Source organism: Streptomyces sp. NPDC026394 (assembly GCF_055567735.1).
The window spans coordinates 270,087-293,443 of record NZ_JBVHPX010000002.1 but is presented as its reverse complement, the minus strand read 5'-3'; the positions used below and the strand labels follow the sequence as shown (position 1 = coordinate 293,443).

The window sequence follows — 23,357 nt, the reverse complement described above, 5'->3', positions numbered from 1 at the left end:
GCGCTTCGCGCTGCCGCGTCGGCCTGTCACATGACCGGTGCCCGCCGACTCAGCCCGTGACCTTCGCCGGGCACAGGCGCCGCGGCTGCTTGTCGCCGCGCAGCTCGGCGTCCACGCAGCCGCCGGGGAGGCCGGCGTGCGCCGTGGTGCCGAAGTTGGCGGTGACGGTGAGCTTGCCGTCGCCGAACTCCGTACGCTGCACGAGGTTGTCGTCGGTCAGGCGGCGGAACGAGGTCAGCTTCTCGGTCCCCGCCGCCTTGTGCAGCGGCGCGAAGTACTCCTGGAGCGCTGCCAGTTCCGGCCCGGACTTCTTGATGGACGGGCCGTCGAGCACGTAGTTCAGCGGGATGTTGTAGAGCATCGCCAGCAGCGCGCGGTCGGTCTTCTGCTCGGGCAGCTTGTTGTACGACAGCTCCCAGCGCTCGGCGTTGACGAGCGAGCTGTGCAGCGCGGTCTCGTACAGCGGCACCCGGTAGGCCGGGTCGTACATCGCCTTCGCCAGGTCGGCCGGCAGCTCCACGGGTTTGAAGAACGCCTTGGGGGCGTTCTGCGGGTACCAGGCGCCCCAGGTCTCCTTGTCGCGCTGGAGCTTCCACAGGCCGTCGGCGACCGGGGTGGCCGCCCCGTGGTTGAAGGCCAGCACCTTGTTGGCCCAGGACTGGGCGCTCTCCGAACCCAGGACGAGCTTCTTGTCCTGGGCCAGGCGCCGCATCCGGGCCAGCCGGTTCGCGCGGTCGTCCGCCTTGGTCATCGGGTGGTCGGCGCTGTGGTCGCGGAACTCCTCGCCGGTCGCGTCGACGTCGAGGAAGTAGCTGTCGGCGCCGTTGGCCGTCATGGCGCGGGTGCGGTCGGCGAGGTAGTGGTGGTTGGGCTCGGCCTGTTCGAAGGCGCGTGAGCTGAGGTAGCAGCCGCGGTTGCCGAACCCGGTCTCCGGCTTGCCCCGGGCGTCCCGTACGCAGAAGTCGGGGTAGACCGTGCCGGGCCACACGGAGGTGGGGGAGTCGGCGGTCTTCGGGTCCTGGCCGTTGGCGAACGTGTCGTACGGGCCGACGAGGTAGCCCGCCTTCTTCGCCGCCTTGACGGCCGCGGCGTCCATCGGGTCGGCCCCGGCGTCGTAACCGAGCCACATCCGGTCCACGCCCAGCTTCCGCAGCTCTTCGACGCCGCCGGCCTTGCGCGCGTCGCCCCACACGTAGGCGTGGAAGGCGCCGAGCAACCGGCCGTTCGCCGGGTTCTTCCTGATCTTCTCGCGCAGGCTGCCGAGCTGTCCGTGCTCGGAGAGCCAGGAGCGGTAGTCGGCGCCCGGTGCGACGGGGTTTCCGTCGGTGAGGGCGAAGGTGACGGTGTAGTCGCGGGTGCCGTCGCCACCGTTGAAGTCGTGGGTGGTGGAGGTGGTCAGCCGCCCGCCGTCGGAGCGGAACTTCAGCGAGGTGCCGAGATCGGTGGGGGTGAGGTAGCTGACGCCGCGCCCCTTGCCCAGGGAGTAGCCCCACAGTGGCAGTTCGAGCTGGCCGCCCATGTCGATCGCGTCGCCTGTGAGGCCGCCCTTCGCCGAGTTCCAGAACGTGTCGCGTACGGGGATGTCCAGGCCCTCGCCGCGCGGCAACTGGACGGACGACGCGGCCCGGTCGGTGCCGGTCACCGGCCAGCTTACGGAGCCGTCGCGGTCCGCCTTCATGCTGACCCGCAGCCGCCCGTGGTCGGCGCGCGCGGTCACCGTCAGGCCCTTGTCCGGGTAGCTCCAGCGGGCGCCGCCGTCGGTGCGCTCGACCGGGCCGGGCTTGCCGAGGGCGGTACCGGACGGGGCGGACAGGGCCAGGCTCCTGCCGTCCGCCGTACGGGCGTTGACGGCCAGGGTGCCGGTGTCGACGGTGGCCGTGCCGCCCCGTACGGGAATGTCGACGTGCCGTCCTCCGACGGTCCCGGCCACGGCCTGGCTGCTGCACCCGGAGGCGCCGACGGAGGCCGTGGCCGTCAGCGCGAGGGAGACGGCGAGCACGCGCGTACCGGTGCGGGTGCGGGCGCGGGTGCCGGGGCGGGGGCCGCCGCCGGTTGGGGCGATCTTGGAATCCATGGACACGTGAATAGTGCGCGGGGTTAAGAACTCTCTAAGAGTCCGGGCGGCGGCTCTGATCCGCCGTCCCCGGGGATGTTGTCCCGGGGACCGATGTGCGATTAGGTTAGCCTTACCTAAGTCGAGGTCGTCACGCGGTGCGTACGGCCCCGGCCGAAGTCGTCTGTGCCCGCGCCGGAGCGCCGGGCGGGAAGCGGGTTGTCGATGGGAGCGTCGATGAAGACATCGGTGGGCGCGTCGACGGGCGCGGTCGGGGGAACCCGGCCGGGCGCCGCGACGGGTACGGCGACGGGGGCGGTACGGGGGACGGTGCCGGGCGCACCCTCCGGCGGACCGGCGGGAGCGGGGGCGGGGGAAGCCGTACCCGCCGGCCCGCCGCACACGTCGCGCCCGGCACCGGCCGGGATCGCCGACATCGTGGACAGCCCGCGGATCGTCGCGCTGGCCGCCTCCGTGTCGGGCGGACGCGACGCCGCCGTACGCGAGTTCTGGGCCGAGGCCGCCACGCAGGGGACCCCGCTCGTCGAGCCGCTCCCCTGGGACCCCGGGCACCGGGCCGTCACCTTCCTGTGGCGCGGCACGGGCCGGACCCGCCGGGTCCTCCTGCTGGTCAACCGCCTGGTGGACCGCACGCACCTCGCGGGCAGCCTGATGCGCCGGATCCACGGCACCGACGTCTGGCACCTCACCTACCGGCTGCCCTCCGACTACCGGGGCTCGTACGTCATCGCGCCCGACACGGGGACGGAGGGCGGACGGGCCCATACGGGGGACGTGTCGGTCGCGATGCCGGAGGCGCCGGCGCTGTGGTCGGCACCGGGCTCCGAGCCCGCGGACGACTTCCAGGCCCGGCTGCTCCCGCTGCTCGCCGCCGCACGGCCCGACCCGCTCAACCCGCACGTCCTGCCGTCCCGTTGGCGCGGCGAGGGCGGCTCGGTCTTCGAGCTGCCCGACGCCCCGCCGCAGCCGTGGCGGCCGTGGGCCGCCGGACCGGACGAGAGCGTGGCCCGGGGCACGGTGGAACGGCACCGGCTGACCAGTGCCGCCCTCGCCGCCCGCCGCGACGTGTGGACGTACGTACCGCCGGGGCCGCTCCCGGACGGCGGGGCCGACACGCTGGTGCTCCTGGACGGCGACATGTGGTTCGGGCGGCTCGGTGTGCAGGGCCTCTTCGACCGGCTGATCGCGGACGGTGTGCTGCCGCCGCTGGTCGTGCTGGCGCCGGACGCCGTGGACAACGCCACCCGCGCCCGCGAGTTCGGCGGCCGGCAGGCGTACACGAACTTCCTCGCCGCCGAACTGCTGCCCTGGGCGTCCGGTCGGCTGCCGGTGACGTTCGATCCGTCGCGCACGGTGGTCGCGGGCGAGAGCCTGGGCGGACTCACCGCGCTGTACGCCGGATTCGCGGCGCCGCGCCGGTTCGGCAACGTACTGGCCCAGTCGCCCGCGCTGTGGTGGCGGCCGGAGGGGGCGGGGCCCGTGAACGGGGCCGACGTCGCGAAACGGCCGTCCTGGCTGGCGGAACGATTCGCCGGGGGAGGCCGCCGCGAGCTGCGGACGCACCTGCGGGCGGGCCGGTACGAGGGGGACGCGCGCACCCGCTCCCGGGAACTGCGCGACACGCTGCGTGTCCTCGGCCATCCGGTCACGTACAGGGAGTACAACGGCGGTCATGACCACGCCTGCTGGGCGGGCGGCCTGGCGGAGGGACTGGCGGACCTGCTGGGCCGGCCGGACGCCGACGCCGGAACACCGGGGCCGGTATGAAGCCCCTCACGCCGCGCCTCACGTACTACGTCCTCAAGTCCCGCGCCTACCACACGATCCTGCGTACGCCCCGCTTCCGTACGGCCAAGTCGGCGGACCCGGCGCCCCCGTCGGCCACGGACCGCCACCCGGACCGCCCGCAACGCGTCACGACGGACCGTGCGTACCGGCCCGCCAAGGACCGCCCGCAACGGCCCGCCAAGGACCGCCCGCAGCGGTTCCCCAAGGACCGCCCGCAGCGGTCCGCCCCTGACCGTCCTCACCGGCGTACCAAGGCCCTCGCCGGATGACGGACGCGGCGCCCCGCCCCACCAGTGCCGGGGCGGGGCGCCCCTGATACGGACGGATGGCGGGCGGCGGTCACGGGCCGCCCGCCATCCGCCCATCACCCGCGCACCGCACGTCCCTTGCGCGGCCCCCGGGCCTCCCTCGCATGCCGCTCCTGTGACTCCCGCCACGCAGCCCCCTCCCGCCCCGCCCGGCTCCTTAAGATCGCCCGGTGCCCGCAGACATATCTCTGACGACGACTCTCCTGCTGTGCCTGGCCGCCCTGGCGGCGGGCTGGATCGACGCCGTCGTGGGCGGCGGCGGTCTGCTGCTCCTGCCGGCCCTGCTCGTCGGCCTCCCGCACACGCCCGCCGCATACGTCCTGGGGACCAACAAGTCCACGGCCGTCGTCGGCACCGCCGCCGCGGCCTGGACCTACGTACGCAAGGCCCCGATCGACCTGCGCACCGCCCTGCGCATCGGCCTGGCCGCACTCGGCGGCTCGCTGGGCGGCGCGTTCTTCGCGGCGGGCATCGACAGCGAAGTGCTGCGCCCGCTCATCATGGCCGTCCTGGTGGGCGTCCTGGCGTTCGTCCTCCTCCGCCCGGCCTTCGGCACCGCCCCGCCGCCCTCGGGGCCCGTGACCCGGCGGCGCCTCCTGCTCGCGTTCCTGGTGGCGGGCCTGGGCATCGGCTTCTACGACGGCCTCATCGGCCCCGGCACCGGCGCCTTCCTCGTCGTCGCGCTGGCCGCGATCCTGCACATGGACCTGGTGACGTCCTCGGCGACCGCCAAGGTCGTCAACGTGTGCACCAACGTCGGCGCCCTGGCCATGTTCGCCTACCAGGGCACGGTCCTGTGGCAACTGGGCGCACTGCTCGCGGTGTTCAACTTCGTCGGCGGTACGGTCGGCGCGCGCATGGCCCTCAAGCGGGGGGCCGGGTTCGTGCGCGGGGTGCTGGTCGTGGTCGTCGTGTCGCTGCTGTGCAAGCTGGGTTTCGATCAGTGGCTGGCCTGAGGGCCGCCGGTGGCGGCCGGCTGCCGTCAGTTCATGGACTTCGTCGCCGTGACGGCGGTCAGCAGGACGGCGGAGTCCTGGAGCGCCTTCAGGCCGTGCCGCTCGTGCGGAACCGGCACGACCTGCCCGGCGATCAGGTCCCGGTCGTCGCTCGTCCCGGTCAGCCGCACCCGGCCGTGCAGCACCTGGAGGCTGGCGGCCGGCGGCGTGACGTGCTCGTCCAGGGCGGCGCCCTCGATGAGCGCGATCACGGTCTGCCGGAGCGGGCCGTCCTGGAGGAAGAGGTGGGCGCTGCGCCCGTGAGCGGAGGCCCTGGCGTCGTCGAGCTGGCGGCGGGTGAGCGAGCTGAGGTCGTCCATGACGCGGCCTTTCGATCGGGGGTCCGCGGTGCCGGGACCGGCACCGGTGCCGGTACTGGTACCCGTATCGCCTCCGCCCACCGCACCACCGGGCGGCCCGGACCATCCTGACGGGTGGCCGGTCGGCTGCCGAATGGCCGCTCGGCTGCGGAATCGCCGGTGGCCGCCACGCGGCCGGTGCCGGCGGCCGGGCGATCACCGGGGTCCGTACGATGCGAGGAACCTGATCAGCGACCCAGTGCCCGAAGGAGGCGTCCGGATGCGAGACGAACCGGCGGAACACGGCGGGCGGCGGGAGCTCGCCGCGGCGGCGGACGGCGGCCCGGCCGGCTTCCTGACCGTCATGACGACGACCGACAGCGCCGAGAAGGCGGAAGCGCTGGCGCGCGGCGCGGTGGAGGCGCGGGTGGCGGCGTGCGCCCAGATCAGCGCGCCCGTCACGTCCGTGTACCGGTGGGAGCAGGCGATCGAGACGGCACAGGAGTGGCAGGTCCTGTTCAAGACGGCGGCCGCGCGGTACGAGGCACTGGAGACGTACCTCGTCGCGGCGCACGACTACGACACGCCGGAGATCATCGCCACGCCCGTCACGCGGGGCGGGGCCGGCTATCTCGCGTGGGTCGCGGAGGAGACGAGCTGACGTGGGACGGCGATCCGGGGCGCGGGGACCCGAGGTGCGGGGATCCGGGGCGCGGGGATCAGCGGGGCGGCGCGGGCGCCGGGGCGGACGGCCGGTCCGCGGCCGGGTGAGCACCGTCGGCGCCGGACTCGCGCTGTGCCTCCTCGTGGCGCCCGCGAGTGGTGCGACCACCGTTGCCGATGACGGCGGCGGCAGCGGTGCGGGCGGCTGGACGAGCGAGGCCGCGGCCCGGTACTGGACGGCCGGGCGGATGGCGGCGGCCGTCCCGGCAGGCGCGGGCGGTGGCAAGAGCGCCGCTGCGCCGGGGGAGGGCGCCGGCAAGAGCGCCGCTGCGCCGGGCGCGCGGGCCACGGCGGGCGCCGCCCGGTCCGCCCGGCACTTCGGCGGCGTGCCCTCGGTCGGTGTGCTGTTCTCCGTCGACAAGGACGCGCGGGCACACCACTGCACCGCGAGCGTCGTCCGCAGCCCGCACCGCAACCTCATCCTGACGGCCGGCCACTGCGAGCCGGGGTCCCGTGCGGCCTTCGTCCCGCAGTATCGTTCCGGCGCCACCACCCAGCCGTACGGGGTCTGGGCGGTCGAACGCGGCTTCACCGATCCGCGACGCACCGCCACCGGCCCCGGCTCGGACCTGGACTTCGCGTTCGCGACGGTCGCACCGGACGGCGAAGGCCGCGCACTGGAGTCGGTGACCGGCGGCAACATCCTGCTGCGCACCCCCGGTTACGCCACGGACGTCACCGTCATCGGCTATCCGACCGTCCGCAACGACCCCGCCGACCAGGCCGTCCGGTGCGAAGTACGGACCAGCCGGCTCACCGGGCAGCGGCAGTTGCGCATGGAGTGCGGCGGGTTCTACGGCGGCACGTCGGGCGGCCCGTGGCTGAGCCGCTTCGACGAGCGGACGAAGACCGGGTACCTGGTCGGTAACATCGGCGGCCTGAACGGCGGCGGCCCGTCCGGCCCGGACAGCCACCGGACGTCCTACAGCCCGTACTACGGCTCGGAGGTCTTCCGGCTCTACGCCCGCGCCGTCGCGGCCTGAGGGAGGCGGCGGGGACGCGGCCTGCACGGCGGCGGCGTCGCCCCCCCCGTGCGTCGGGGCCGCACCGTCACCGCAGCGCCACCGACACCCCGTCCTCCTTCGGTCCGAGGAAGCGCGGATCGGGCCGTACGGCGGCCTCGGCCGCCGCCTTCGCCGCCGCGAACACCTCGCGGGTCCCGCCGTAGTACCAGGTCGCGTCGTGCCGGGCGTCGACGCCGACCCCGTACGCGTCGATACCGGCCGCACCGCACAGCGCCAGCGCGCGCCGGATGTGGAAGCCCTGGCTGACCAGGACGGCCCGGTCCACGCCGAAGACCCGGTGGGCGCGGGCGCACGAGTCCCAGGTGTCGAAGCCGGCGTAGTCGCTGACGATCCGGTCCGCCGGGACGCCGTGCGCGACCAGGTACCGGCGCATGGCGTCCGGCTCGTCGTAGTCCTCGCGGCTGTTGTCGCCGGTCACGAGGAGCGCCCGGACCGTGCCCCGCTCGTACAGGCGGGCGGCGGCGTCCAGCCGGTGCGCGAGGTACGGGGAGGGCTCGCCGTCCCACAGGCCCGCGCCGAAGACCACGGCGACCGGCGCGGCGGGCACGTCCTCGACCGTACGGACCCGGGACGCCGCGGCGGCGTTCATCCACGTCGCCGGCAGCAGCGCCAGGACACACGCCAGCACGGCGACCTGGAAGGCCCGCCGCTGCCCGCGCCGCGTCCGGGGCAGGCGCAGCCACGACCACAGGCGGCCCGCCACGCGACGTATCCACCGGGTCTGCCGCGTCTTCTGTGTCTGACGTGTCACTGGATGTCCCCCGTTGTTCTTGTTGCCACCGTAAGCAGCGACGCGCCACGGCCTGGCATGGTTGCGGAGACGGAGGAAGGCCCCCGGCCGTCCGTCCGGCCACCCGTACGCCCGCCCTGGAGGAGCCCGCCGGATGACGACTCAGCCCGAGCCCGAGCGCCTGCCCTTCTTCGTCTACGGAACGCTGCGCCCCGGCCGGGCCAACCACGCCCGGTGCCTGCGCGGGCGTACGGCGGCCGAGGAATCCGCGCTGGTCAGAGGCGTGTCGCTGTACGAGGGGCCAGGGTATCCGTACGCCGTGCCGGGGCCCGCCGAAGCGGTCGTGCACGGTGACCTCATAGCGCCGCGCGAAGACGTCCACGACGCGGTGCGCGCCGCCCTGGACCGGCTGGAGGGGTACGTGCCGGGCGGGCCCGGCAACCTCTACGAGCGGGTGGCGCGGGAGGCCGAGTGCGCGGACGGCCGGACCGTACGGGCCTGGGTGTACGTGACCGCCGAACCGCTCGCGAGCCGCCTGCGCGCGTCCGGCACGCCGATACCCGGCGGCGACTGGCTGCGCGGCCGAGCTGCGGGAACGGCGCACCGTACGGCCGCCCCGGCCACCCGCCCGGCACCGCCGCCCCGTTAATCTGGACGACTTCCCCGAACCACACAGGACCCGGCAGCCCCGGCAGTCCCAGCAGCAGACAGGTGTGATTTCAGCGTGCCCCCCACCTCCCCGGCCCCGGCCCCGGCGCAGAACGCGGCGGACGGCCCGTTCCCCAAGGCGGAACTCCACCTCCACATCGAGGGCACCCTGGAACCCGAGCTGGCCTTCGCCCTCGCCGAGCGCAACGGCGTCACCCTGCCGTACGCCACCGAGGACGAGCTGCGCCGCGCGTACTCCTTCAGCGACCTCCAGTCGTTCCTGAACCTCTACTACGCGCTGATGGCGGTCCTGCGCACCGAGGACGACTTCGCCGACCTCACCCACGCCTACCTGGCTCGCGCGCGGGCGCAGGGCGTCCGGCACGCGGAGATCTTCTTCGACCCGCAGGCGCACACCGCGCGCGGCGTCCCCGTCGGCACGGTGATCGAGGGCCTGACGCGGGCCCTGGACACCGCCGAGGAGCGGTACGGCATCACCACCCGCCTGATCATGTGCTTCCTGCGCGACGAGAGCGCCGAGTCGGCCCTCGCCACCTTCGAGGCGGCCCGCCCCTACCTGGACCGGATCACCGCCGTCGGCCTGGACTCGGCGGAGGTCGGGCACCCGCCGTCGAAGTTCCGCGAGGTCTACGCGCTGGCGCGGGAGGCCGGGCTCAAGTGCGTGGCCCACGCGGGCGAGGAAGGCCCGCCGTCGTACGTCTGGGAGGCGCTGGACGTCCTCGGCGTGGACCGCGTCGACCACGGCGTGCGCTGCCTGGAGGACGAGCGGCTGGTCGCCCGCCTGGTCGCCGACCAGGTGCCGCTCACCGTCTGCCCGCTGTCCAACGTCCGGCTGCGCGTCATCGACGAACTGGCCGACCACCCGCTGCCCGCCATGCTGGAAGCGGGCCTGCTGGTCACCGTCAACTCCGACGACCCCGCCTACTTCGGCGGCTATGCCGACGACAACTTCACCGCCGTACGCGACGCCCTGAACCTGGACGAGGAGACCCTGCGCACCCTCGCCCGCAACTCCTTCCGCGCGTCCTTCCTGGACGAGCCGACCCGCGAGGCGTACCTCAAGGAGGTCGAGGCGCACGGCCGTACGTGACCGTGCGCCGGGCCGGGGGCGCCGATGGTCCCCGGCCGCCGGCCGCGTGACCGACGCCACCATTGACCTCAAGTCCGGTTGAGTTCCTAGGTTCTTCCTCATCAGGCACGACGCCCGCAACGGGCAGAGGAGGCACCACCATGGAGTACTCGCACAGCGACGCCGAACTGGCCGGTCAGCCCATCGGCTACTGGGCCTGGGCCGCCCACACGGCGGCCGTCACCCACATCCGCGCCGGCCTGGCCCGCCACGGCCTGAACCAGCCCCAGTGGTGGGTGCTCAACCAGCTCGTGGACCACCCCGGCGGCCGCGACCGGGCGGAGGTGACCGACATGCTCAAGGGCTACCTGGACACCGGCGCCGACGGCATCGGCGCGGCCGTCGACGACCTCCTCGACCGCGGCCTCGCCACCGCCGACGGCGACCGGCTGCACATCACCGCCGACGGTGCGGCCCTGCACGCCACCTGCGCCGCTCTCCAGGTGGAGATGCGCGCCCGGATCCACGACGGCATCAGTGACGAGGAGTACGTGCGCACGCTGAAGGTGCTCCAGCGGATGATCCACAATGTCGGCGGGAAGATGCGGCACCACTGAGGGCGCCGATCCGTCCCCTTACCTCCGGGGTAATCGACCGGCCTCCCCGCCCACGGCAGCATCGGACACACCGGCGGGGTCCCCCGCCGGGCCCGGCCGCACCGCGAGGAGAGCGCCATGACCGCCGACCCCACCGCCGACACCCCCGGTACGGCCACGGACAAGACACCGGTCGCCGAGGCCACCCGGGCCGTCGTGGAACAGTTCCTCGCCGCCCGGATGGCCGGGGACACCGCTCGGCTCACCGCGCTCTTCGCCGACGAGGTGGACTGGCTGCTCGCCGAGAACCCCGTCGTCCCGTGGATCCGCCCCCGTACCACGGGTGCCGAATGCGCCGCCCAGGCCGAGGAACTGGCGGCCCACACGGTGCCCGAGGAGTCGCGCGCCTCCGTCGACGCCTTCCTCGTGGACGGCACCGACGCCGTGCTGACGGGGCACGTGGCGGGGACCGTACGGGCGACGGGCAAGACCTTCGAGGGGCCGTTCGCCCTGCGCCTCACCGTCGAGAACGGCCGCATCACCCGCCACCACCTCTACGAGAACAGCCTCTCGGTCGCCGAAGCCTGCACGCCGTGAAGGCACCGGCCGTCGCTCCTACGCCTCCTCCGCCCGGGCCGCCTGTTCCGCCCGTTCCAGCCGTACCGCGCACGTCTTGAACTCCGGCATCCCCGACACCGGGTCCAGGGCCGGATTGGTCGGGGTGTTGGCGCGGCCGGGCCCCGGCCAGTGGAAGGGCATGAAGACGGTGTCCGCGCGGATCGCTTCGCTGTAGCGGGCGGGGGCCACCGCGCGGCCGCGGCGGGAGACCACCGCGACCGGCCGGCCGTCCTCGATGCCGTACTGCCGGGCGAGCCGGGGGTGGATCTCGACGTACGGTCCCGGCGCCGCGGTGGTCAGCTCCGGGACGCGGCGGGTCTGGGCGCCCGACTGGTACTGGGCCAGCACCCGGCCGGTCGTCAGCACCACCGGGTAGCGGTCGTCGGGCTCCTCGGCCGCCGGGCGGTGGGTGACCGGGGCGAAGCGGGCCCGGCCGTCCGGGGTCGCGAAGCGGTCCAGGAAGAGGCGCGGGGTGCCGGGGTGGTCCTCGCCGGAGCAGGGCCAGAAGACGCCGTCCTCGGCGGCGATCCGGCGGTAGGTGATGCCGGCGTAGTCGGCGGGGCCGCCGGCCGAGGCGCGGCGCAGTTCGTCGAAGGTCTCCTCCGGGGCGGCGGGGAAACCCTTCTCCCACCCGAGGAGGGCGGCGAGGGAATGGAGGACCTGGAGGTCCGTACGGACGCCGGGCGGCGGGGGCAGGGCGCGGCGCCGCAGCAGGACCCGGCCCTCCAGGTTGGTCGTCGTCCCGGTCTCCTCGGCCCACTGGGCCACCGGGAGGACCACGTCCGCGAGGGCCGCGGTCTCCGAGAGCACCACGTCGGCCACCGCGAGGAAGTCCAGTGCCCTGACGCGCTGTTCGACGTGGGCGGCGCGGGGTGCGGAGACGACGGGGTTGGAGCCCATCAGGAGCAGGGCGCGTACGTCCCGGCCCAGCGCGTCCAGCAGCTCGTACGCGCTGCGTCCGGGGCCCGGGAGGGACTCGGGCGGTACGCCCCACACCCCTGCGACGTGCGCCCGCGCGGCCGGGTCGGACAGCTTGCGGTAGCCCGGCAACTGGTCGGCCTTCTGGCCGTGTTCGCGGCCGCCCTGCCCGTTGCCCTGGCCGGTCAGGCACCCGTAGCCGGAGTGCTCGCGTCCGGCGCGTCCGGTCGCCAGGCACAGGTTGATCCACGCGCCGACCGTGTCCGTGCCCTTGGACTGCTGCTCGGGGCCGCGGGCCGTGAGCACCATGGCGCTGTCCGCGGCGCAGAACAGGCTCACGGCCGACCGGAGTTGCGGGACCGGTACGCCGGTGATGCGCTCGACCAGTTCCGGCCAGTGCGCCATCGCCGCGGCGCGGGCCGCCGGCCAGCCGCTGGTGCGCGCCGCGATGAACTCCTCGTCCGTACGGCCCTCCGCCACCACCAGGTGCAGCAGGCCGAGCGCGAGGGCCAGGTCGGTGCCGGGGCGCGGCGCCAGGTGCAGGTCGGCCTGGTCGGCCGTACGGGTGCGGCGCGGGTCGACGACGATCAGCCGGCCGCCGTTCTCCTTCAGCTCCGTCACGTAGTGCAGCGCGGGCGGCATGGTTTCGGCCAGGTTGGAGCCGACCAGAATGACGCAGCCGGTGCGGGCGACGTCGGCCAGCGGGAAGGGCAGCCCGCGGTCCAGACCGAAGGCCCGCTGGTGCGCGGCGGCGGCCGAGGACATGCAGAACCGGCCGTTGTAGTCGATCTGCGACGTGCCGAGCACCACCCGCGCGAACTTGCCCAGCGCGTACGCCTTCTCGTTCGTCAGCCCGCCCCCGCCGAAGACGCCCACCGCGTCCTTGCCGTGCGCGGCGCGGGTACGGGACAGGCCCGCGGCGACCCGGGCGAGGGCGGTGTCCCAGTCCGCCGGTACGAGACGGCCGGTCGCCGTGTCGCGGACCAGCGGCTCGGTCAGCCGGGCACCCGGCGCGAGCAGGTGGGCGGCGGTGCGGCCCTTGCCGCACAGGGCGCCCCGGTTGACGGGGAAGGCGGGGCGTTCCACGACCTCGGCGGGGGCGCCCGCGGCGCCCGCCGGAAGGCGGCGCAGGCCCATGCCGCACTGGAGGGAGCAGTACGGGCAGTGGGTGTCCACGGGCGCGTCCGGGCCCGGGAGAGTGACGGCGAGGGTGGCCGGGGCCGTGTTCGGGTCCGTGGCCGAGTCGGGGAGCGGGGCCGCCGGGGTGGCGGTGGCAGAACGGGTGCGGGGGGTGGCGGCGTTCATGCGGCCAGCCTGCGACGCCCGTGTTTCCGCCGGTCCGGGGCGGCGTTACGGGCCGGGGAAGCGTGCCTCACGGTGCCCGTACGGGGGAGGTGAGGAGGCCGGGGGACCGGGCCCGTACCCCTCACGCCCGTCCCCGGCGGCCCGTCAGCCACCGGAAACCAGCCGTCACACCCGCGCAACGGCCCGGCAACGCCCCGGTGCCAGGCTCCCCTCATGAAGGCGTCGACCCCGCCCCCGCCGCCCGCGGCCTTTCCGTGCGCCGCGGTCCCCTTCGACAGTACGGCGCAGCTCATGACGGAGATCAGCATCCAGCTCGGCGCCCGGCTCAGCCGGGTCCGGCTACGCGGCCTGCCCCCGCGGCCCCCGGCCGCCCGCCCACCGGACGCCCGTCGCCCGGCCGGCCCACCGGGCGACTCCCGCCCCGCCCTGGTAGCCGTGGCGCACGGCAGCCGTGACCCCGCCGCCCTGCGCACCGTCACCGCCCTCCTGGACCGGGTACGGGAGCTGCGCCCCGGGCTCGTCGTCCGCCTCGGCCACATCGAACTGAACGCGCCCCTGCTCCCGGACACGCTGGCGGAGCTCGACGGCCGGGCCGTCGCCGTACCGCTGCTGCTCGCCCGCGGGCACCACGTCGGCCACGACATCCCGGCCGCGCTGGCCGGCGCACCGCACCTCGCCACGCACCTCGCCCGCCCGCTCGGCCCCCACCCCCTGCTCGCCGAAGCCCTGCACGCCCGCCTCGAAGAGGCCGGCGCCCGGCGTCCGAGCGCCGTCGTCCTGGCCGCCGCCGGGTCGCGCGCCCCCGAATCGGCCGCCGACACGGCCCGTACGGCGCGGCTCCTGTCCGAGCGCCTCGGCGGCGTACCCGTCCTGCCCGCCTACGCCTCGGCGCCCCCGGAAGGCGGCCCGTGCGGCACCCCGCTCTCCGTCCCCGCCGCGCTGCGCGCCCTCGCCGCCCGCGGCCACCCGCGGCCCGCCCTCGCCTCCTGCTTCACCGCACCCGGCCGCTTCGCCGCCCAGTGCGCCGCGGCCGCCCCCGGGCCCGCCGCCGCACCGCTCGGCGACCACCCCGCGCTGGCCCGGCTGGTCCTGCACCGTTACGACCAGGCACTCGCTGCACGCGGCGGGTGCGTCCAGGACACCCTCGGGGCGGCTACCGTCACCGTATGACGGGCACACGAACGACGGGCCGCGAAGCGGGCCACGACGGTACGGGGTACGGAGCGGCCGACACCGAACGCTGGGTCCCCGAGCCCGACAAACGCCCGGGCCGCACCGCCTTCCAACGGGACCGGGCCCGGGTGCTGCACTCCGCCGCGCTGCGCCGCCTCGCGGGCAAGACCCAGGTCGTCACCCCGGGCACCACCGAACACCTGTGGGACGCCAGTCCGCGCACCCGTCTCACCCACTCCCTGGAGTGCGCCCAGGTCGGCCGCGAACTCGGCGCGGCGCTCGGCTGCGACCCGGACCTGGTGGAGACCGCCTGCCTCGCCCACGACCTGGGCCACCCGCCGTTCGGGCACAACGGCGAACAGGCGCTCAACGAGGTCGCCGCGCCCTGCGGCGGCTTCGAGGGCAACGCCCAGTCGCTGCGGCTGCTCACCCGCCTGGAACCAAAACGGTTCGTCCCCGACACGGACGGCACGGCCGTCAGCGTCGGCCTCAACCTCACCCGCGCCGCCCTGGACGCCGCGACCAAGTACCCCTGGCCGCGCGGCGGCCACCCCACCGACCCCGGTTCGCCCAAGTTCGGCGTCTACGAGGACGACCTGCCCGTCTTCACCTGGTTCCGGCAGGGCGCGCCCGAGGCGTCCCGCAGCTTCGAGGCGCAGGTCATGGACTGGGCCGACGACGTGGCGTACTCGGTGCACGACGTGGAGGACGGACTGCACGCCGGCCACGTCGACCCGAACTGCCTGCTCGCCGAGCCCGAACGTGCCGAAGTGTTCGCGATCGCCGCCGAACGTTACGCACCCGGCGCCGACCCGGCGGAACTGGGCGCAGCCCTCGACCGCCTGCTCGACCAGGAGTGGTGGCCGCACGGCTACGACGGCACGGCCGTCGCCCAGGCCCGGCTGAAGGACGCCACCAGCCAGCTCATCGGCCGCTTCTGCCTCGCCGCCGAGACCGCCACCCGCGCCGAGTGGGGACATCTCCCGGGCCGGCCGGGCACCGGAAGGCTGACCAGGCACCGCGCCCGGCTCGTCGTACCGCCCGGAACGCGGCTGGAATGCGCCGTGTTGAAGGCGGTCGCGGAACGCTACGTCATGCGCCGCCCCGACCAGGAGGCGCTCCGCGCCGACCAGCGCGTCGTCATCGCCGAACTGGCCGAGGCGCTGGTCGCCCGCGCACCCGACGGCCTGGACCCGCAGTTCCGCGCCCTGTACGACCGGGCCGAGGCGGCGGGCGACGACACCGCCCGGATGCGCGCCCTGATCGACCAGATCGCCGCCCTCACCGACGCTTCGGCACGCTCCCTGCACGCCCGGCTCACCCGGCCGCGGGGCACGCTCTGACCAGCGGCGCCCGCGCCGCCGGGCCACCATGGACGGGGCCGGCGCGCTCCCCGGGGAACGGGCCCTCTTCCCGCGGCACGCCCGCTGCGGGACGCTCGGGCTTGAGTGCCGCGCGCCGGGGAAACAAAACAGGGGCACGACGGGGTGGACGGCCGCGGAACGCGATATGACAGATCCGCGTCACACGACCGGGCGGGGACACGCGACCGCCCGCGCCGGGCAGTGCGCGGCGCAAGCACCGCGGGGGGTAGAACGGGGAACGGGGGACACGACCGGGGGCGTTCACGGACGCGGACGCACCGCGCCGCAGCGAGGAGGAAGCAAGTGGTCGACGCACACCAGACGTTCGTCATCGTCGGGGGTGGCCTGGCCGGGGCAAAGGCCGCCGAGACCCTTCGTGCGGAAGGCTTCACCGGTCGGGTCATACTGATCTGCGACGAGCGCGACCACCCGTACGAGCGCCCCCCGCTCTCCAAGGGGTACCTGCTCGGCAAGGAGGAGCGCGACAGCGTCTTCGTCCACGAACCCGCCTGGTACGCCGGCGCGGACATCGAACTGCACCTCGGCCAGCCCGCCGTCCACCTCGACCCGGCGGCCCGCACGGTCCGGCTCGGCGACGGCACCCTGATCGCGTACGACAAGCTCCTGCTGGCCACCGGCGCCGAGCCGCGCCGCCTGGAGATCCCCGGCACCGACCTGGTCGGCGTCCACCACCTGCGCCGCCTCGCCCACGCCGAGCGGCTGCGCGGCGTCCTGCAGTCCCTCGGCCGGGACAACGGCCACCTCGTCATCGCCGGGGCCGGCTGGATCGGCCTGGAAGTCGCCGCCGCCGCCCGCTCGTACGGCGCCGAGGTGACCGTCGTGGAGCCCGGGCCGACCCCGCTGCACAGCGTCGTCGGGCCCGAACTGGGCAGCCTCTTCACCGACCTGCACCGCGAGCACGGCGTCCGCTTCCACTTCGGTGCCCGGCTGACCGAGATCGCCGGGCAGGACGGCGTGGTGCTGGCCGCGCGCACCGACGACGGCGAGGAGCACCCGGCCCACGACGTGCTCGCCGCGATCGGCGCCGCCCCGCGCACGTCCCTGGCCGAACAGGCCGGGCTCACCCTGGTGGACCCGGCGCACGGCGGCGGCGTCGCCGTGGACGCCGCGCTGCGCACCTCCGACCCGCACATTTTCGCGGCCGGTGACATCGCCGCCTTCCCGTACTCGCTGCTGGCCGCCGAGGACGGCGAACCGGCCGGGCTGCGCGTCGAGCACTGGGCCAACGCCCTCAACGGCGGCCCCGCCGCGGCCCGCGCCATGCTCGGCCAGGACGTCACGTACGACCGGATTCCCTACTTCTTCTCCGACCAGTACGACATCGGACTGGAGTACTCCGGCTACGCGCCCCCGGGCTCGTACGACCAGGTGGTCTGCCGCGGCGACGTCGGCAAGCGCGAGTTCATCGCCTTCTGGCTGAGCGAGGGGCGGCTGCTGGCGGGCATGAACGTCAACATGTGGGACGTCACCGGGCCGATCCAGCAGCTCATCCGCTCGGGCCGGGTCCTCGACCCGAACGCGCTGGCCGATCCGCAGGTGGCCCTGGACTCGCTGCTCTGAAACCGGGGCGCCGGGCGCGTTCGCGCGCCCGGCGCGGGAGAACCCGTACCCCCTTCGACGCCCAGGGAGACACCGATCCGTGAGCGGAGTCACCGTCACGCTCGACGACGTCCGGGACGCCGCCGCCCGCCTCAAGGGCGTCGTCCACCGCACCCCCGTGCTCCGTTCCCGCACCCTCGACACCCTCGTGGGCGCCGAGGTGCACCTCAAGTGCGAGAACTTCCAGCGGGCCGGCGCCTTCAAGTTCCGCGGCGCCTACCACGCCGTCTCGCGGCTGGCGCCGGAGCAGCTCGCCCGCGGCGTCGCGGCGTTCTCCTCCGGCAACCACGCCCAGGCGGTCGCCCTGGCCGCCCGGGAGCTGGGCACGAGCGCCGTCATCCTCATGCCGGAGGACGCGCCGCGCTCCAAACGGGACGCCACCGAGGGCTACGGTGCCGAGATCGTCACGTACGACCGCTACACCGGCGACCGGGCCGCGCTCGGCGCGCGGCTCGCCGCCGAACGCGGCCTGGCCCTGATCCCGCCGTACGACCATCCGCACGTCATCGCCGGGCAGGGCACCGCCGCCCTGGAGCTGATCGAGACGGCCGGCCCGCTGGACGCCCTGCTCACACCGGTCGGCGGGGGCGGGCTGACGGCGGGCTCGGCCGTCGCCGCCACCGCGCTGGTCCCCGGCATCCGCATGATCGGCGTCGAGCCGGAGACCGGGGACGACACCCGGCGTTCGCTCGCGGCCGGCGAGCGGGTCCGCATCCCCGTACCGCGCACCATCGCCGACGGGCAGGCGCTGCCGGAGCCCGGCGAACTGACGTTCCCGATCAACCAGCGGCTGCTGGACTCGGTGGTGCTGGTCGGCGACGACGAGATCAAGGCCGCGATGCGGCTCGCCTTCGAACGGCTGAAGATCGTCACCGAGCCGAGCGGGGCGACCGCGCTGGCCGCCCTGCTGGCCGGCGCCGTCGACCCGCTGCCGCGCCGTGTCGGGGTGGTGATCTCGGGCGGCAACATCGGGCTGGACCGGTTCCTGGAGCTGATGGCCTGAGCAACCGGGGGCCTGATGATCTGATGCCCGGAGGATCCGGGGACAGTGGGGAACCGGAAGGCCTGAGGACGGCCGTACCGGGCGTTCCGGCCGTTTTCCACCCGGCCCGGCAGCCCCGCCGGACGGGTCCGGCGGGGACTGTCGTACCCCACCCGTAGAATTCAGGGGTGGCTGGCAGGATCAACGATGACGACGTGAAGGCGGTGCGGGACGCGGTCCCGATCGACGCCGTCGTGTCCGAGTACCTCCAGTTGCGGAACGCGGGCGGCGGCAACCTCAAGGGCCTCTGCCCCTTCCACGACGAGAAGTCCCCGTCGTTCCACGTCAGCCCGGCCAAGGGCCTCTACCACTGCTTCGGCTGCCAAGAGGGCGGGGACGTCGTCGACTTCATCATGAAGCTCGACCACCTCTCCTTCGCCGAGACCATCGAGCGCCTCGCCTCCCAGGCCGGCATCACGCTGCGCTACGAGGAAGGCGGCTACACCCCGGGCCGCCAGCAGGGCGAGCGCACCCGCCTGGTCGAAGCACACAAGATCGCGGCCCAGTACTACACCGAGCAGCTTGACAGCCCCGAGGCCGAGATCGGCCGCAAGTTCCTCGCCGACCGCGGCTTCGACCAGGCCGCCGCCCAGCACTTCGGCGTCGGCTACAGCCCGGCCGGCTGGGACCACCTCACCCGGTTCCTGCGCGGCCGCGGCTTCAGCGACAAGGAACTGATCCTCTCCGGCCTCTCCCAGGACGGCCGCCGCGGCCCCATCGACCGCTTCCGCGGCCGCCTGATGTGGCCGATCCGCGACATCGCCGGCGAGGTCGTCGGCTTCGGCGCCCGCAAACTCCGCGACGACGACAACGGCCCCAAGTACCTGAACACCCCGGAGACCCCCCTTTACCGCAAGTCCCACGTCCTGTACGGCATCGACCTCGCCAAGAAGGAGATCGCCAAGACCAACCGGGCGGTCGTCGTCGAGGGGTACACCGACGTCATGGCCTGCCACCTGGCCGGCGTCCGCACCGCCATCGCCACCTGCGGCACCAGCTTCGGCGAGGGCCACATCAAGATCCTCCGCCGGCTGCTGATGGACAACTCCGGCTCCGAGGTCGTCTTCACCTTCGACGGCGACGCGGCCGGCCAGAAGGCCGCGCTGCGCGCCTTCGAGGACGACCAGAAGTTCGCCGCCCAGACCTCCATCGCCATCACCCCCGGCGGCATGGACCCCTGCGACCTGCGCCTGGCCGAGGGCGACGCCGCCGTCGCCGGCCTGGTGGAGTCCCGTACGCCGCTGTTCGAGTTCGCGCTGCGCCAGGTCGTGGCCCGGCACAACCTCGACACGGCCGTGGGCCGCGCCGCCGCCCTCGACGAGGCGGCGCCCATCGTCGCCAACATCAAGAACAGCTCCATCCAGCACGAGTCCGCCGTGCAACTGGCCGGGATGCTCGGCATCCTCGACACCCAGTTCGTCGTCCGCCGGGTCGGCCAGCTCGCCCGCTGGGCCCGCGAACGCGGCCGGGACGGCCAGAACGGCCAGGACTCCTCCCGTACGGGCCGCCGCGCCGGCCCGCAGGGCCCCGAGACCGCCCAGGCCCCGGCCGGCCCGCGCGGCCCCGCCCTGAACCTGCGCAGCCCCGCCCACCGCGTCGAACGGGAACTGCTCAAGCTGGCCCTCCAGCGCCCCGACCTGGTCTCGCCCGCCTTCGACGCGTACGGCGCCGACGAGTTCACCGCGCCCCCGTACGCCACCGTCCGCCGCTGCATCGAGGACGCGGGCGGCACCCTGTCCGCCGCGGGCGACAACACCTACCTCGCCCGGGTCCGCGAGGCCGCCCCCGACGACACGGTCCGTGCCATGGTCACCGAGCTGGCCGTGGAGCCCCTGCACACCCGCCGTGACCCCGACGAGGCGTACGCGGGCGTCCAGTTGGTCGCCGTCCGGCTGGCCGCCGTCAACAGCCGCGTCACGGAGATCCGCGGCGTCCTCCAGCGCCTCGGCCCGAACGCCGACCCCCAGCACCTGACCGCCGTCCAGAACGAACTCTGGGTCCTCCAGCAGTACGGCCAGTCCCTCCGCGAACGCGGTTACGCGGCGCTGTAACCGCCCGCGCCCGGCAGCCGGGCGCAGGAGGCCGCTGCCCGCGCGAAGGGCCCCGCACGCGCGGTACGCGACCCCGTACCCGCGGGACTCGACCGCGGACATCCCGTACCCCGCATGCCGTGCCCCCGTACTCCGTGCCCTCGCACGCCGTGCCTCCGTACTCCGCGTCTCCTGCCCCGCACCTCCGCGCTCCCATACCCCCGTACCCACCCCGCCGTAGCCGCCCGGTCACCGTCCGGACCCAAAAAGTGCCCGCACGCCCCTCGTGGCGGGACTGTGTCGTACTCCACACTGAGGAGCGGTGCCTGAGTCCTCGGAGCGCGGCGGGTCCGGACGTACGGAACCGGAAACCCCCGCGGAACCGCTCTTGATGTACGGGACGGACAGCGGCTCGGCCGCAGACGGTCCCGGCCTATCCGCCGCCTCAGCAGCGATCACACTGGAGGTCGCCCCCGTGCAGACCCGGACCCTCGCCGACGCGCCGGCTGCGGATTCGGCCACCGTGCCGCAGCAGGCCGAGCCGCCCGCGCCCGAAATTCTCGTGGAGGAGATCGCCCCGGAGCCGCCGCCGCGCGCCGAGGCCGGCGGCCCGTCCTCCGACCTGTTCCGCCAGTACCTGCGCGAGATCGGCCGGATACCGCTGCTCACCGCCGTGGAGGAGGTCGAACTGGCCCGCCGCGTGGAAGCCGGCCTGTTCGCCGAGGAACGCCTGCGGCTCGCCCCCGACCTGGACTCCCAACTCGCCCTGGACCTCGACAAGCTGGTCGTCCTCGGCCGGATGGCCAAGCGCCGCCTCATCGAGGCCAACCTGCGCCTGGTCGTCTCCGTCGCCAAGCGCTACGTCGGCCGCGGCCTGACCATGCTCGACCTCGTCCAGGAGGGCAACCTCGGGCTGATCCGCGCCGTGGAGAAGTTCGACTACGCCCGCGGCTACAAATTCTCCACCTACGCCACGTGGTGGATCCGCCAGGCCATGTCCCGCGCGCTGGCCGACCAGGCCCGCACGATCCGCGTCCCGGTGCACGTCGTCGAGCTGATCAACCGGGTCGTCCGGGTCCAGCGCCGGATGCTCCAGGAACGCGGCTACGAGCCCACCCCCGAGGAGGTCGCCGCCCAGCTCGACCTGCCCCCCGAACGGGTCAGCGAGGTGCTGCGCCTCGCCCAGGAACCGGTCTCCCTGCACGCCCCCGTGGGCGAGGAGGACGACGTGGCCCTCGGCGACCTCATCGAGGACGGCGACGCCGCGTCCCCCGTGGAGTCGGCCGCCTTCCTGCTCCTGCGCGAACACCTCGAAGCGGTCCTGTCCACTCTCGGCGAACGGGAACGCAAGGTCGTCCAGCTGCGTTACGGCCTCGTCGACGGCCGCCCCCGCACCCTGGAGGAGATCGGCCGGATCTTCGGCGTCACCCGTGAACGCATCCGCCAGATCGAGTCCAAGACCCTGAACAAACTCCGCGACCACGCCTTCGCGGACCAGCTACGGGGCTACCTCGACTGAGGACGCGCCTCCTGTCCCGTACGCCCCTCATCTCCTACTGAGCGGACAAAAACGCCCCCGCGTAGCTCTCCTCCCGCACCGCGATGTACTGCTGGCGCACCGCCTGCCCGACCGGCAGATCCTCGCCCGGCTCGAACACCTGGCTGGCCGCCGCGGGCCAGCGCGGCGGCTCGTGCGGAGCCAGCGTGCCGTGCGCCGCGCCCAGCGCCCAGGCCGCCTGCCGTGCCGCGCCCAGCGCCGCGTAGTCCGCCGGCTGCGGCACCACGACCTGCGCCCCGAACAGCCCCGGCGCCGCCGCCTGCACCGCGCCCAGCTCCGCCGCCGCGCCCAGCAGGAACACCCGGCGCACCTCGACGCCCCGCCCGCGCAGCACGTCCAGCGCGTCCGCGAGCCCGCACAGCATGCCCTCGAAGGCCGCCCGCGCCAGATGCTCCGGCTTCATGCTCTCGCGCCGCAGCCCGTGCAGCGATCCCGCCGTGTGCGGCAGGTGCGGCGTCCGCTCGCCCTCCAGGTAGGGCAGCAGCACCATGCCGTACGAGCCGGGCGTCGACTTCAGCGCCAGCTCGGACAGCCCCTGGAGGTCGGTGCCCAGCATCTCGGCCGTGCCCCGCAGCACCCGTACCGCGTTGCTCGTGTGCACCACCGGCAGATGCATCCCCGTCGCGTCGGCGAACGAGGTGATCGTGCCGTTGGAGTCCGCCAGCGCCTCGTGATGGATGCCGAAGACCGAGCCCGAGGCGCCCAGCGACACCACCGCGTCACCCGCGCTGACCCCCAGCCCGAACGCCGCGGCCATCGTCTCGCCCGTCCCGGCGGAGATCAGCAGCCCCTCGGGCGTGAACCCGGCGGTGCCGGACGGCCCCAGCACCTCCGGCAGCCGCACCTGGTGCCCGAGCGCCAGCTCCACCAGATCCGGCCGGTACGCACCGGCCGCCGCCGACCAGTACCCGGTGCCGGACGCGCCGCCCCGGTCCGTCGTACGCCGCGCCGGGCGCCCCAGCAGCTGCCACACCAGCCAGTCGTGCGGCTGCAGGACCTCGGCGACGCGCGCCGCGTTCGCCGGTTCGTTCCGTGCCAGCCAGCGCAGCTTGGTCAGCGGCTGCGCGGCGTGCGGGACGGCACCGACGGCCTGCGTCCAGGCGGCCCGCCCGCCGAGCGCGTCGATCAGGTCGGCCGCGGCACTCTGCGCCCGCTTGTCGTTCCCGACCAGCGCCGCCCGTACGAGAGCGCCGTCCGCGTCCAGCGGCAGCATCCCCTGCTGCTGGGCGGAGACCCCGATCGCCTGCACGCCCTCCAGCAGCCCGTTGCCCGCGGCCTCGCCGAGTGACATCAGCCACGCCTGCGGGTCGATCTCGTGTCCCTTTTCGGCGGGGTGCGGCGCGTACCCCTGCCTGATGACGGCACCCGTGTCCGCGTCGCAGACGACGATCCGTGTGCTCTCGGACGAACTGTCCAGCCCGGCGACTATCCCCATGCCCCCAGATGATGCCCC

General features: G+C 74.4%; 20 protein-coding genes. 15 read left to right on the top strand and 5 right to left on the bottom strand.

All coding sequences use genetic code 11. The features are described 5' to 3' along the window. Positions 1 to 49 precede the first annotated feature (49 nt). Positions 50 to 2,074, bottom strand: coding sequence for a glycoside hydrolase (locus ACZ4QV_RS05505; RefSeq protein WP_361614726.1), 2,025 nt, complete (start codon positions 2,072 to 2,074; stop codon positions 50 to 52). A 216-nt stretch (positions 2,075 to 2,290) separates the two neighbouring features. Between ACZ4QV_RS05505 and fes the strand changes: the two genes are divergently transcribed. From fes to ACZ4QV_RS05490, 3 genes are all read left to right on the top strand, one after another. Continuing rightward, a complete protein-coding gene (fes, locus tag ACZ4QV_RS05500) occupies positions 2,291 to 3,841 on the top strand; it encodes an enterochelin esterase (protein WP_361143937.1) in 1,551 nt (516 codons plus the stop codon). Next, entirely contained in the window at positions 3,838 to 4,131 is a 294-nt protein-coding gene (locus ACZ4QV_RS05495; protein WP_361614723.1) for a hypothetical protein, read from the top strand. Before fes ends, ACZ4QV_RS05495 begins: the two co-directional genes overlap by 4 nt. 209 nt (positions 4,132 to 4,340) lie before the next feature. Further along, the gene (locus tag ACZ4QV_RS05490) at positions 4,341 to 5,126 is read left to right on the top strand and encodes a sulfite exporter TauE/SafE family protein (protein ID WP_361143932.1); all 786 of its coding nucleotides are present in this window, start codon (positions 4,341 to 4,343) and stop codon (positions 5,124 to 5,126) included. A gap of 26 nt (positions 5,127 to 5,152) precedes the next feature. Here ACZ4QV_RS05490 and ACZ4QV_RS05485 read toward each other — a convergent pair whose 3' ends face one another. Then, the gene (locus ACZ4QV_RS05485; RefSeq protein WP_031002012.1) at positions 5,153 to 5,485 is read right to left on the bottom strand and encodes a cupin domain-containing protein; all 333 of its coding nucleotides are present in this window, start codon (positions 5,483 to 5,485) and stop codon (positions 5,153 to 5,155) included. Positions 5,486 to 5,828: 343 nt separating this feature from the next. On the opposite strand from ACZ4QV_RS05485, the gene cutA reads away from it, so the two are divergent. Both cutA and ACZ4QV_RS05475 read left to right on the top strand, forming a co-directional pair. After that, positions 5,829 to 6,125, top strand: a complete 297-nt coding sequence (gene cutA, locus ACZ4QV_RS05480; protein WP_031002013.1) for a divalent-cation tolerance protein CutA — start codon at positions 5,829 to 5,831, stop codon at positions 6,123 to 6,125. A gap of 106 nt (positions 6,126 to 6,231) precedes the next feature. Beyond that, entirely contained in the window at positions 6,232 to 7,170 is a 939-nt protein-coding gene (locus ACZ4QV_RS05475) for a trypsin-like serine peptidase (protein ID WP_361143929.1), read from the top strand. 67 nt (positions 7,171 to 7,237) lie between these two features. Here ACZ4QV_RS05475 and ACZ4QV_RS05470 read toward each other — a convergent pair whose 3' ends face one another. Beyond that, positions 7,238 to 7,924: a SanA/YdcF family protein gene (locus ACZ4QV_RS05470; RefSeq protein WP_467762699.1), complete on the bottom strand. Its 687-nt coding sequence runs from the start codon at positions 7,922 to 7,924 to the stop codon at positions 7,238 to 7,240. A 172-nt stretch (positions 7,925 to 8,096) separates the two neighbouring features. Here ACZ4QV_RS05470 and ACZ4QV_RS05465 point away from each other — a divergent pair, with 172 nt between their 5' ends. From ACZ4QV_RS05465 to ACZ4QV_RS05450, 4 genes are all read left to right on the top strand, one after another. Beyond that, positions 8,097 to 8,591 carry a gamma-glutamylcyclotransferase family protein gene (locus tag ACZ4QV_RS05465; protein ID WP_467762611.1) on the top strand — a complete coding sequence of 165 codons (495 nt, stop codon included), beginning with the start codon at positions 8,097 to 8,099 and terminating at the stop codon, positions 8,589 to 8,591. Positions 8,592 to 8,666: 75 nt separating this feature from the next. Next, entirely contained in the window at positions 8,667 to 9,701 is a 1,035-nt protein-coding gene (locus ACZ4QV_RS05460; RefSeq protein WP_361143924.1) for an adenosine deaminase, read from the top strand. Positions 9,702 to 9,841: 140 nt separating this feature from the next. Further along, positions 9,842 to 10,297, top strand: coding sequence for a MarR family winged helix-turn-helix transcriptional regulator (locus ACZ4QV_RS05455; RefSeq protein WP_361143921.1), 456 nt, complete (start codon positions 9,842 to 9,844; stop codon positions 10,295 to 10,297). A 117-nt stretch (positions 10,298 to 10,414) separates the two neighbouring features. Beyond that, positions 10,415 to 10,873, top strand: coding sequence for a nuclear transport factor 2 family protein (locus ACZ4QV_RS05450; protein WP_361143919.1), 459 nt, complete (start codon positions 10,415 to 10,417; stop codon positions 10,871 to 10,873). Between the two features lie 18 nt (positions 10,874 to 10,891). Here the strand turns inward: ACZ4QV_RS05450 and ACZ4QV_RS05445 are convergent, their stop codons facing one another. Then, positions 10,892 to 12,949 (bottom strand): molybdopterin oxidoreductase family protein, encoded by a 2,058-nt coding sequence (locus tag ACZ4QV_RS05445; protein ID WP_467762698.1) that lies wholly within the window; start codon positions 12,947 to 12,949, stop codon positions 10,892 to 10,894. Positions 12,950 to 13,330: 381 nt separating this feature from the next. Here ACZ4QV_RS05445 and ACZ4QV_RS05440 point away from each other — a divergent pair, with 381 nt between their 5' ends. From ACZ4QV_RS05440 to ACZ4QV_RS05415, 6 genes are all read left to right on the top strand, one after another. Then, a complete protein-coding gene (locus ACZ4QV_RS05440) occupies positions 13,331 to 14,287 on the top strand; it encodes a sirohydrochlorin chelatase (protein ID WP_361582150.1) in 957 nt (318 codons plus the stop codon). Next, complete coding sequence (locus ACZ4QV_RS05435) at positions 14,284 to 15,633, top strand: deoxyguanosinetriphosphate triphosphohydrolase (RefSeq protein ID WP_361143911.1); 1,350 nt, start codon at positions 14,284 to 14,286, stop codon at positions 15,631 to 15,633. The genes ACZ4QV_RS05440 and ACZ4QV_RS05435 overlap by 4 nt, the downstream gene beginning before the upstream one ends. A 324-nt stretch (positions 15,634 to 15,957) precedes the next feature. Then, positions 15,958 to 17,235, top strand: a complete 1,278-nt coding sequence (locus tag ACZ4QV_RS05430; protein WP_467762610.1) for an NAD(P)/FAD-dependent oxidoreductase — start codon at positions 15,958 to 15,960, stop codon at positions 17,233 to 17,235. A 79-nt stretch (positions 17,236 to 17,314) separates the two neighbouring features. Further along, positions 17,315 to 18,277 carry a pyridoxal-phosphate dependent enzyme gene (locus ACZ4QV_RS05425; protein ID WP_361143906.1) on the top strand — a complete coding sequence of 321 codons (963 nt, stop codon included), beginning with the start codon at positions 17,315 to 17,317 and terminating at the stop codon, positions 18,275 to 18,277. A gap of 167 nt (positions 18,278 to 18,444) precedes the next feature. Next, positions 18,445 to 20,367 (top strand): DNA primase, encoded by a 1,923-nt coding sequence (gene dnaG / locus ACZ4QV_RS05420; protein WP_361143904.1) that lies wholly within the window; start codon positions 18,445 to 18,447, stop codon positions 20,365 to 20,367. A 301-nt stretch (positions 20,368 to 20,668) separates the two neighbouring features. Continuing rightward, entirely contained in the window at positions 20,669 to 21,865 is a 1,197-nt protein-coding gene (locus tag ACZ4QV_RS05415; RefSeq protein WP_361143902.1) for an RNA polymerase sigma factor, read from the top strand. Positions 21,866 to 21,899: 34 nt separating this feature from the next. Here the strand turns inward: ACZ4QV_RS05415 and ACZ4QV_RS05410 are convergent, their stop codons facing one another. Beyond that, entirely contained in the window at positions 21,900 to 23,339 is a 1,440-nt protein-coding gene (locus ACZ4QV_RS05410) for an FGGY family carbohydrate kinase (RefSeq protein WP_361143899.1), read from the bottom strand. Positions 23,340 to 23,357 lie beyond the last annotated feature (18 nt).